The 11,805-nt window shown below is 59.2% G+C and carries 4 protein-coding genes and 1 pseudogene; all 5 read left to right on the top strand.

What is annotated here, in order from left to right:
* Nucleotides 1–52: 52 nt before the first annotated feature.
* On the top strand, nt 53–6,607 hold the full coding sequence (locus tag M0654_RS20925; protein ID WP_248684736.1) for a type I polyketide synthase: 6,555 nt from the start codon (nt 53–55) through the stop codon (nt 6,605–6,607).
* A 163-nt stretch (nt 6,608–6,770) separates the two neighbouring features.
* On the top strand, nt 6,771–8,108 hold the full coding sequence (locus tag M0654_RS20920) for an oligosaccharide flippase family protein (protein WP_248684754.1): 1,338 nt from the start codon (nt 6,771–6,773) through the stop codon (nt 8,106–8,108).
* A gap of 209 nt (nt 8,109–8,317) precedes the next feature.
* Entirely contained in the window at nt 8,318–9,748 is a 1,431-nt protein-coding gene (locus tag M0654_RS20915) for a glycosyltransferase family 4 protein (protein WP_248684735.1), read from the top strand.
* A gap of 184 nt (nt 9,749–9,932) precedes the next feature.
* Nucleotides 9,933–10,706: a response regulator transcription factor gene (locus M0654_RS20910; RefSeq protein WP_248684734.1), complete on the top strand. Its 774-nt coding sequence runs from the start codon at nt 9,933–9,935 to the stop codon at nt 10,704–10,706.
* Between the two features lie 285 nt (nt 10,707–10,991).
* Nucleotides 10,992–11,805, top strand: a pseudogene (locus M0654_RS20905) (transposase); the annotation flags it as partial.

The following is an 11,805-nucleotide window of genomic DNA, read 5'->3' as shown; positions in this document are numbered from 1 at the left end:
GACCGAACACGGGACGTTGAACGACCCTGTGGGCGGTGTTTAGCGGAAGGCGATGCCGATGCTCGAAGGGGCAAACCAAATATGCGCCAGCGATGTTGCAATCGTCGGCATGGCACTTCGTGTGCCCGGGGCGCGAAACGTCAGGGAGTTCTGGAAAAACCTTTGCGACGGCGTGGAATCGATCCGCACGTTCTCTGTTGAGGAGTTGCTGGCTGCCGGGGAGGAGCCGGAACGCATTCATCACCCCAACTATGTTCCGCGCGGTGCAGATCTTCCGGACATGGAAATGTTCGATGCGGAGTTCTTCGGCCTCAATCCCAGGGAGGCGGCGATTATGGACCCCCAGCATCGTCAATTCCTGGAATGCGCCTGGGAAGCCATGGAGGATGCGGGCAGATCGGCGCCACCCGATAGCGAAACGTGGCCCGTGGGGGTTTTCGCCGGCTGCGGGATGGGGAGCTATTTCTACTTTAACGTGTGCAGTAACCGGAATCTGGTCGATCAGGTTGGTATGTTCCTGCTTCGGCACACGGGCAATGACAAGGATTTCCTCTCTACCCGCGCCTCGTTTACATTCGATCTGCGAGGTCCGAGCGTCAACGTCCAGTCCGCATGTTCCACCTCATTGGTCGCCGTCCATTATGCATGTCAGAGTCTAATTTCCGGCGAATGCGACATGGCACTCGCTGGCGGTGTCACGATCGAGTTTCCTCATCGTCGCGGCTACCTTTTCCAGGAAGGCGAGATCCTTTCGCCCGACGGTCATTGCCGGGCCTTCGACCACCGCTCGGCAGGTACGGTGTTCGGCAGCGGCGTCGGAGTCGTCGCGCTTCGCCGATTGTCGGACGCGTTGCGGGACGGCGACGTGATTCATGCCGTCATCAAGGGAACGGCCGTCAACAACGACGGAAGCAGCAAAGCCGGATATCTTGCACCAAGTGTCAGCGGACAGGCGGCAGCGATTCTGGAAGCGCAGGGACTAGCGGGCGTTGAAGCGGCTTCGATCCAATATGTCGAATGCCACGGAACAGGAACACCCATCGGCGATCCGATAGAAATCGAAGCCCTGACATCCGCTTTCCGGCAGGGCACCGCCCGCACGGGCTTCTGCCATGTCGGCTCTGTGAAGTCGAATATCGGCCATCTGGACACGGCCGCCGGCGTCGTGGGCTTGATCAAGGCCGCCCTAGCAGTTCGTGAAGGGCGCATACCGCCGACTTTGGGCTTTGAGAAGCCGAACCCCGCGATCAACTTCGAGGCCAGTCCCTTCAAGGTGAACAACAAGCTGATGAGGTGGCCAGAGGTTGCTGGCCCACGACGCGCTGCAGTGAACTCACTCGGCGTCGGAGGAACCAATGCCCACGTCGTCATAGAGCAAGCACCGTCTCGTTACATGCCGGAGCGCGACGGCCTCGAAGCTCAAACGCATGATGATCCCATGCTTCTTTTCCTGTCCGGCAAGCAGCGCAAAGTTCTCGATATGGCGGCCGGCCGCTTGGCGGAAGCGATCGACCAACGTCCGACGCTGGCGCTCGGGGACATAGGCTTTACGTTGCTGCGCGGCCGAAAGCATCTGGAGCACCGATTAGTCATGGCTGTTCGGGGAAGGGAGGATGCCATCGCGGCCCTCTCGGATTCGTCTCGACGTGGTCTCGTCCAGCAACCGGTAGAGAACGTCTCCGGTGCCGTCTTCCTGTTTCCCGGCGGCGGTTCGCAGTATATCGGGATGGCCCGGTGTCTCTACGAGGAGGACCATGAGTTTCGTTCGACCGTCGAGGAGGGGCTTTCATACCTTCCAGATGATGGTGCGCGTGATGTTCGAAGGGCATGGTTTGCCGAGCGCACAGCCGCCAGCAAGGAAGCGTTCCTGAGCCCGTCTCTTCAGCTTCCTGCGATCCTTATAGCTGAGATCGCAGTAGCGCGAATGTGGAAGAGCTGGGGTGTTGTCCCGAAGGCACTGATCGGCCACTCGATGGGGGAAAATGCCGCCGCCTGCTTTGCGGGCGTCATGAGCTTCAAGGATGGGGTCAATCTCGTTCACCTGCGCGGCCGCCTGTTCGAACGCGTGCCCCTCAGCGGCATGCTGAGCATTCAGCTTGACCCGAGGGCGCTGTCGAACCTTCTTCCATCCTGCCTGGATATCGCTTCCGTCAACGCGCCATCGCTGTGCGTGGTTTCCGGCCTCGATGAAGATCTGCGGGCGTTTCAAAACCATCTTGCAGATGAGGGTGTAGAGGCCTCGCGTATCCCGATCAACATTGCCGCACATTCGAGGTTGCTTGATCCTATCCTCGGCGAGTTCGAGGAGTTTCTTCGTGGTATTTGTCTTCGCGCCCCCGCCATCCCGATCCTATCGAACCGTACGGGGTTGCCACTGGGCGACGAAGAGGCGACCGATCCGCTCTACTGGGTCGGTCACCTTCGTTCGCCGGTGCAGTTTTCAGATGGAATGGCGGCTCTTGCTGCAGATCGCGGCAATATCTACATCGAAGTCGGGCCGGGCCGCATGTTGTCTTCGCTTGCCAAAGCTCAAGGTTCCATTCCAGCAAATCAGGTCATAAACAGCCTGCCTCATCCCGACGAGGCGTGTGACGACCGGCTGCACTTCCTGGCCGCCGTTGGACGCGCCTGGGCTGCCGGTCTCGACGTGGATGTCGATCGCCTCTGGAAGGGGCGCTTGCCACGCCGTGTGGATTTGCCGACCTACCCGTTCCAACACAAACGTTTCTTCATCGATCCTGCCGCGGAGGACAAAACGGCCACCTCCGCTCCACTTCTCGTGAAGCAGCCGAATATCTCCCGCTGGGGTTATCAGCCGGCCTGGAAGCAGTCGCTCGCGGACCTTGAGCCCGGGGCGCAAAAAGAGCCGCGGACATGGCTGTTCTTTGTCGACAGCGCCGGGCTCGGCATGAAGCTGGTGGACCGCTTGCGCTCGCTGGGCCACCAGGTTGTTACGGTCTCGGTCGGTGACGCCTTCGTCCGCTGGGGCGCCCACGAATATACGTTGTGCCCGGAGCTGGGCCGCATTGGCTATGATGGCTTGCTTGCGGGACTGGCCGCAGACGAATGCATGCCTTCGCGGATAGTGCACATGTGGCTCCTGACGCAGCAGGAGACATTCCGGGCTGGATCGAATTTCTTCCACCGAAACCAGGAGTGCGGCTTCGACAGCCTGGTGTATCTGGCGCAGGCTTTGGGAGAGGCCGGTACCCGTAGCGAAACCCATGTCAGCGTGATCACCAACGGCATGCAACAGGTGAAAGATGAGCCGTTGCCCAATCCGGAGAAAGCGATGGTGCTCGGACCTGCGCTGGTCATGCCCAGGGAGCTTCCCGGCGTTTCAGTAGGCGTCATAGACATCGATCTGCCGCCTTCGCCCCGTTCGGGCGGATTGTCGGCTATTGCCAGCCTGGACCTGTTTCGGAAATCGCGCAGTGGTATCGAGTTCGGCGCTCTCGTCGAGCAGGTTTGGGAGGAATTGCAAGTCAAGCCCAAGTCCGAAGTGGTTGCTCTGCGGAAAGGGCGGCGCTGGACACAGATACACCAGCGGCTGGCGTTAGGCGAGGTTGAAGCCGTAAACAACAAGCTGAAACAGGGCGGCGTCTACCTCTTTTCCGGCGGATTAAGCGAGATCGCGCTTGCACTCGCAGGAGAGATCGCTCGCCGCTTCCAGGCTCGGATCGCGCTTGTAGGCCGGACGCAACTGCCGGCACGTGATGAATGGGATTTCTACCGGCGCACTCATGGAAACGATCGCGTTCGAAGAGCGATCACAGCCATCCGGAGGCTTGAAGCGGATGGAGCGAATGTTCTCTATCTCCAGGCGGACGTCACGAATCCGGAGCAGATGAGGCTCGCGATAGACGCGACGATTACGTGCTTCGGTGAGATCAATGGCGTCTTCCATGGTGCAGGCATCGTCGATGACGGTCTCATCCTGTCGAAGACGCGCGAGGCGATGGACCGGGTGCTGGCGCCTAAGGTATTAGGCACAGCCGTACTGGATGCCGTTCTAGATACCGTCACGCTCGATTTTCTTGTGCTGTTCTCATCGACAAGCACGGATGTCGTTCGCGCAGGGCAAGCGGATTATGTTGCCGCCAACGCCTATCTCAATGCCTATGCCCAAAGCCACTCCAACCGGGTGGACCGCACCACGATGGCGGTGCATTGGGGCGTCTGGGGACAAATCGGTCTGGCGGCGAGAGCGCTCGGGCACGTAGCAGATCACGATGATGCACACCTTCTGCCGGAGCCGGCGAAAGGCCCTTTCTTCCAACGGTGGGTGGAGGACGAGCACGGCCTGTCCTGGCTCGAAGCGGTCGTCAATCCGGATCGGGACTGGATACTCAACGAACACAGGCTTGTCTCAGGTCAGGCAGTCATGCCCGGTACAGGCTATATCGAGCTGATCGCACAGGCGGCTGCGGAATACGGTCTGCAATTCAAAGCAGACATCAGCGACCTGGTTTTCCTGAAGCCTCTCGCTGTCAAAGATGGCGAAGATCGGGTTCTGCGCCTGAGACTGCAGGCTGAAGAAGGTGGCTATCGTGTCACCATCGCAGCCGCAGCTCCCGGGGAAAGAGCCGATGTGTTCATCAAACACGTTGAGGCGCACTGGAAGCCAGTGCCGGCTCGCCGGGACCCGATCAATGATATCGAACTCGAGCGCCCCGATCCGGCGTTCAAACATTCGGTTGCCGCAGGAGGAACGCTGAAGTCGGCTCAGGAACGGCATGTGCGTTTTGGCCCGCGGTGGGCCGTGCTACGTTCCGTTGTGATCGGAGCCGACGTTGCACAGGCAGAACTCGTTCTCGATCAGGCCTTCTCCGAGGACCTGGATACGGGGGTCATACTGCATCCCGCGCTCCTCGATATTGCGACCGGCTTTGCCATGGAACTCGTGCCCGGCTACGATCCCGAAGCTGCGCTTTGGGCACCGGCGACTTACGGGCGGATCATCCTCCACAAGCACCTGCCCACCGAAATCGTGAGCTATGTTCGCCTCGCCGACAGTAGCGAACTCGGCGACGGTTATGCCGCATTCGATGTCGTCATTGCCGACCGGAAGGGGGGCCTCCTGTTTGAGGCGCAAAGGTTCGTCGTGCGCCGTCTGGACGACAACATGATCTTGGGAGCACCCGCTGATTACGATGCTGGCCCGTGGCCCCCCAGGAAAGCCGTTGTCGCATCTCCCGCTATGGCCAAACTTGGCGTGCAGGTTCGCAACGGCATCCTCCCGAGCGAGGGCTTTGAGGTCCTTATGAGAGCAATGGCTGCCGGCGTGTCTCAGCCAATCATCAGCTCGATGGACCTCGACCTGCTGAAAGACTGGGTTTCAGCCAATGCCGAGACCGTCGCATCTCCCAGCGGTGGGTTCGAGCGACCGGACCTGGATAGTGAATTCCTCGCGCCTCGCAATGCGGTTGAAGAAGTACTTGCCGGATACTGGCGGGAGCTCCTCGGCGTCGCGAAGATCGGCGTCCATGACAGCTTCTTCGACATCGGCGGTCACTCGTTGATCGCGGTTCGCCTTTTCCGCATGATCAAGAAGCAATACGGGCTCGATCTGCCGATCTCGACATTGTTCGAGGCACCGACGATCGCCCAATGTGCAGAGCACTTGATGGCAGAGCTGCCTGACGTTGCGGGCGTCGGCGAGCCTGGAACTGGTGTGGCCAAGCCTCCTACGGCGAAGCGACTTCATCTCGTCTTGATGAACTCGGGCGGCAACACGCAGGCAACGCCTCTTTTCATTTGCGCCGGCATGTTCGGCAATGTTCTCAATCTCCGCCACCTGGCGCTCACGGTGGGCGTCGACCGCCCTGTCTACGGGCTTCAGGCCCGTGGGCTCTATGGTGACCTGGAACCCCACCTCTCGTTCGAAGAGATGGCCGCGGACTGCATCAAAGAGTTGAAGACCGTACAGCCACACGGACCCTATGTCCTCGCGGGATATTCCGGCGGGGGAATAACAGCCTACGAAATTGCCAGGCAGTTGGAAGCGTCGGGCGACCAGGTCGGCCACATCGTGATGCTTGATACACCGCTTCCGCGGCAGCCAAAGCTCTCATACGAGGACAAGCTGCTGATCAAGCTTCAGGACATACGGCGCCACAAGGCCCGATATCTGCTGAAGTATCTCCGGGACAGGTCTCGCCATGAAGCAGGCAACAAGGCACGGGAAGATGCAGCAAAGAGCGGTGGCGCGACTGACAGGTTGAACAACGACAAGATCGAGTTTGCCTTCCGGCACGCTGCTCAGCGCTATCAGGTGCGGCCTTACGGCGGACCGGTGACGCTGTTCAAGCCGCAGGGCGAACCTTTCTACCGGTTACCGCGGGGGCGGAGCTTGAAGGAAAACCGGGATATCCTGCTCCCCGACAACGGGTGGAACGACCACGTGGTAAAGCTCAAAGTCCTTGAGGTGCCCGGTGACCATGACAGCATGGTACTCGATCCTTATGCCAGGGGGCTCGCCGAGAAAATCCGCGCGCTGGTCGCCGAAGCCCTGGCGCCATCTCATGGTCGAGATGAGCACGAAGCCATGCAGCTCGCCTGCGATGACCTGCTCTACCCGTCTCGCTCAACACTAGAGGCTGTCTGATGTTGGGGCATCGTCGCGCACCCTCGGCTCAAGGTATGCAGCTATGACCGATGCTGTTGCCGCCCATGAACATTTCGGCACGTCAGTCCCCAGAGAAGGTTGTGCCTCGGCGGAGTCGAAACCGGGCGAGGGTGGTCGGAAAGCGAGTTTCCGCAGCCTCATCATGCGGGCTGCCGGTTGGTCGATCGTCGGTTACATGGCCCTGCAGATCCTGCGCATTTCGAGCAGTCTCATTCTGACGCGGCTCCTGATGCCGGAAATGTTCGGCGTCATGGCCGTTGCGACCACCATACAAGTTTCCGTTGCCATGCTGTCCGATCTCGGACTGCGCCCGGCGGCCATCCAAAGCCGGATGGGCGATGACCCGACCTACCTCGATACGGCCTGGACGGTCCAGTTCATCCATGGTTGCCTGATCTGGCTCGTCTGCGTCCTGGCTGCACTGACGATCGATGCCGCGGCCGAAGGAGGGATCCTTCCGGCCAGCTCTGTCTACGCCGTTCCGGAGCTTCCCGGAATCCTAATGGCAACGTCTTTCAGCTGCGTGATCGCAGGACTTCAGTCGATGAAGGTCGTCAGCGCATATCGCCACCTCGACCTGAAGCGCCTGACCGCGATAGAGATTGCGGCTCAAGTGATCAGCCTGCTGGTGGCCATCGCGTTGGCCTGGTCGACCGGCTCGATATGGTCCTTCGTTATCTCGACATTGGTGGCTGCGCTGGTCACGACCGGCCTCAGCCATGCCTGGTTGCAAGGCCGGACAAACGTTTTCCGCTGGCATAAAGATGCCGTCGTCGATTTGATCCGCTTCGGCCGTTGGATCATTTTGTCCTCGATGCTGACCGTCGTCGCTGCCAGCGGCGACCGCTTCTTCCTCGCCGGTTGGGTCGGGCCATTTACGCTCGGGCTTTATGTCCTCGCGTTCAATCTAGTCGCAATGCTCGAGGGTGCCGGAGGACGATTGTTTTCGAGCGTTGCGATGCCGGCACTGAGCAAGGTCGCGCGCGACCAGCCTGAACGCCTTCGAGCTATGTTCCTCAAAGTGCGGCTGCCGTTCGACCTTGTGTTCGTTGCGGGTGCGGGCGCTGTCTTCTCTGCCGGCCAGATGCTCACGGATCTGCTTTACGACGACCGTTACCGGGATGCCGGCCCGATGATCCAGGTGTTGTCCTTCGGGTTGTTGACCGCCCGCTATGGCACGTTGTCGGCAATCTATCTCGTGGTGAACGAGCCGCGAAACCAGACGGTCCTGAATCTAGTACGGGCCGTCTCGATCTTCACTTCCATGCCGCTTGCCTACCACCTTCTTGGCTTCAACGGCGCCTTGTGGGCGATCGCCATTTATGGACTGCCGGGCGTGTTCGTCAGCTTGTATTTCAACGGGCGCCACGGCCTCAACAATCTGCTGTATGAGTTTTCTGTGCTTGCTGCCTGGCCCGCTGGATACGCTGCCGGCCATCTTGCCAGCCTGATCTACTACGCTTTCAAAATCGACCTTTAGATCAACGGCTCGCGGTTAATCCGAAAGGTGTACCGCCTGCATCGTTTCGACGAATTGGCTGCATTGGCGGCAGTGCTATCGTAGGCAAGTAGTCCGATTCATCAACACTAGCCGTTCGGGTATGTCCTCAGGATGTTACTGCGGCGGAGCCGAATAGGCCTCCGCGGTCGACAGATAACGTGTCTTACCCAGGCGAGGTACGGGTCCCCATGGACAGCGAAGGATACAGCGTCAAAAGATCGACCTCGGGAGAGCTAGACCTCGTTCCGGACATAAACAGTGGCTCGCTCTCCAGATGCGGCGTTACTGCTGCTCGGTCGCGCGAGTTTCGGGGCAAGAGCCTGAGGCCTTTGCTGATCGTCGAGGCTGCAAATCCCGAATGGACGAGCGTGCCGCTTGTCGGATGGAACCTCGCGCGCGCGATCAGTTCCAGGACGAACGCGTTGATCGTCACCCAGGCACGTAATCGCGGCGCCTTCCTGAGAGCCGGCCTTGTTCCTGATCGGGACTTCTTGATCGTCGACAACGAGCGCGTTGCAGGCGCTCTTCACCGGCTCAGTGAGTTCGTGCGCGGCGGCACAAACAAAGGGTGGACGGCCGTTACGGCGTTGGCGTCTCTCGCCTACTATAGCTTCGAGTGGGAGGTCTGGAGGTTACTGAGGGAACGGCTGATTGATGGCGAGTTCGATCTTGTTCATCGCATAACGCCGCTTAGCCCAACGAGCCAAAGCTGGCTGGCCCCCAGGCTAAAGCGCTTAGGAATTCCCTTCGTGCTTGGTCCCTTGAACGGTGGTTTGCCGTGGCCGGAAAATTTTCTGGAGGTGCGGGGCAAGGAGAAAGACCGCCTTTCAATGGTTCGTGGCGCTTTTTCTCTCATGCCCTATTATAGCGCTACAAGACGACATGCCGCAGCATTGATCGCCGGTTCCCGGTTCACCATGAGCGAGTTTCCGCAAGAATGTGAGGATCGCGCGTTCCTCATTCCGGAGAATGCCGCGGATCCTGACCGGTTCCCGTTTCAACAGCGAGACTTCGACGGAAGGAACCTTTCGGTCGCATTCGTCGGGCGTCTCGTTCCCTACAAGGGAGCGGACATGCTGATCGAAGCAGTGGCTCGATACATGGGACCGTTGAAGATCGACGTCTTGATCATCGGAGACGGGCCGCAGCGGGAGGAGCTTGAACGGCAGGTTCAAGCGAGGGGCCTTCAGGGCAAGGTCCGTTTCGCCGGCTGGGTCGAGCAGAAGGACTTGGCCGCAGCAGTATCGGAATGCCAAGTCCTGGCGTCCTCGAGCGTTCGGGAGTTTGGCGGCGGCGCTGTTCTGGAGGCGATGTGCCTGGGACTTGTGCCGATCGTGGCCGACTACGGAGGGCCCGCGGAACTCATAGATGCGACGTCCGGGATAGCCGTACCGTTCAAGGACAGGGAAACTTTGATCGATGGATTCGCAAAGGCGTTCGAAACGCTGGAGCGTCATCCGGCACGGATCGCTGCACTGAGTGCGGGCGCTGGCGCCCGAGTGCGCCAGAAGTATACCTGGAATAAAAAGGCGAGCGAAATTGTCGACATATATGCATGGGTGCTCGGAGGCGCTTCTGCATGTCGATCAACCACATTGTCTTTCGGTAAGGGTCACTAATGCCAACCAGTAACTATGCCCGATAGGCTTTCACATACTGTCGTAATTTTCTTATATGCTTATAGACGAAAGTTGCACTTGGTAGTACGCTGCCAAGGTGGAAATAAGAAAACTCTGCAGGCTGTTTGATACTCTTCATCATAATTCCTGGGGCAGGTGATCAAGCTTCGGGGTAGGGGGTAATATGAGTCTGACTGTAGATGGTGCTGGCCGCACGCCCGTGGCGGTGGACAGTTTTCGTTTCGTGAGCGAGTTGGCAAAGGCTTCTGAGAGAGAGGCCCGTGGGGAGCGGAAGCAACGCTTCGAAGGTTCGCTTGTTCTGATAGACCAAAGGGCGCTGGATCGGGAGTGCCTCGCGAAAGCGCTCGGCGATCGTGGTCTCTGCATGGAAGTCTCTGCTGTCGGTTCCGTCGAAGAGTGGAGGCGGGAGCAGGTTCAGTTCCCGCCGGTGCAGGCAGTGCTCTTCAATATCGGAAACCGGAAGGCAGAAGATGCCGGCTTGGCAAATGAGATCACGAAGCTGCGGAATGAGTTCAAGTCGTCTCCGGTGATCGTGCTTTCCGACAATGAAGACCTGACGCAGATCGTGAAGATGCTCGAGTATGGAGTGAGGGGCTTCATACCGTCGTGTGTCGGTGTTTCCGTATGCGTGGGCGCCATCGAGCTTGCCGTGGCCGGCGGTGTATTCGTTCCTGCCAGCAGCGTGCTTGCTATGCGCCACCTGCTGGCAACCTCTTCATCTGCCGAAGCGCGTAACCTCTCGGGTATGTTCACCGCTCGTCAGGAAGCGGTGGTTGAAGCGCTCCGCAGGGGCAAGGCGAACAAGATCATCGCCTATGAGCTGAAGCTAAGGGAAAGCACGGTGAAGGTTCACATCCGGAACATTATGAAGAAGCTTAAGGCTACAAATCGTACAGAGGTCGCTTACAAGCTGAATGATATGTTCCCGATGAACTGACGGTATCGCGGGCGCTGTAACGGACTGTTGCGGCGGCGGAGGATCGCGATGTGTCAGCGGGAAATCTCCGGGAGCGACCTCTGTCCATTAGGGATAGGCGCGCTGCCCAGAACGAACGGGGAAGATTGAATGGAGAATAAGCTATGGGACCACCCGGTTCGCGCCGGGTGACCTGCTTCCCTTTGAATATCCTCGGTTTGACGTCAATCTGTTTGAACGGCCCCCATCTCGATCGGACAGTCGGCATAAGCACAAAGGCTCAAGCACAGGCTTGAGGACAAGCTTATGTCTAATGAGCACCGACACGTTGAATTGCTGACGGGCGATGTTCGCCGGAGGCCGTGGACAACGGAGCAGAAGCTGACAATTATCGAGCAGAGTTTCGAACCAGGCGAGACGGTGTCTTCGGTCGCTCGCCGCGCCATGGCGTTGCGCCCAATCTGCTTTACCGGTGGCGCAGGCTCTTGAGCGAGGGATGTGCTGCAGCCGTGGATTCTGACGAGCCGGTTGTCGGCAATTCGGAAGTGAAGAAGCTGGAGGATCGTGTCCGCGAGCTGGAGCGCATGCTCGGCCGCAAGACGATGGAGGTCGAAATCCTCCGTAAAGCCCTCTCCAAAGCGGACTCAAAAAACGGATATCGCAGCCGCTCTTGCTTCCGAAGGACGGTTCCCGATGAAAACCGTCGCTGACACGCTGGGCGTATCCCGCTCCAACCTGCGCTGGTGTTCGGACGGTCTGGAGTTCCCCTGCTGGAACGGCGAGGTCATCCCTCTCGCCTTCATCATCGATGCCTTCGACCGCGAGATCATTGCCTGGACGGCTGTCGCCAATGCGGGCATCTCCGGCTCCGACGTTCGCGACATGATGCTGGAGGCGGTCGAGAAACGCTTCAGCGCAACCAAAGCCCCACAAGCCATCCAGCATCTCTCGGACAATGGTTCGGCTTACACTGCGAGAGATACGAGGCTGTTTGCCCAAACGCTCAATCTGACACCTTGTTTCACGCCGGTGGCCATCCGCAGTCCAACGGAATGTCCGAGGCTTTCGTCAAACCCTGAAGCGGGACTATATCCGCATATCAGCTCTACCGGACGCCAAA

The organism is Neorhizobium turbinariae (genome assembly GCF_023223505.1).
GTDB lineage: Bacteria > Pseudomonadota > Alphaproteobacteria > Rhizobiales > Rhizobiaceae > Neorhizobium > Neorhizobium turbinariae.
This window is presented reverse-complemented; position numbering and strand designations above follow the sequence as displayed.

Coding starts and splice junctions, on each gene's coding strand:
- M0654_RS20925 (WP_248684736.1), top strand. CDS start 53: ATGCCGATGCTCGAAGGGGCAAACCAAATATGCGCCAGCGATGTTGCA.
- M0654_RS20915 (WP_248684735.1), top strand. CDS start 8,318: ATGGACAGCGAAGGATACAGCGTCAAAAGATCGACCTCGGGAGAGCTA.
- M0654_RS20920 (WP_248684754.1), top strand. CDS start 6,771: ATGCGGGCTGCCGGTTGGTCGATCGTCGGTTACATGGCCCTGCAGATC.
- M0654_RS20910 (WP_248684734.1), top strand. CDS start 9,933: ATGAGTCTGACTGTAGATGGTGCTGGCCGCACGCCCGTGGCGGTGGAC.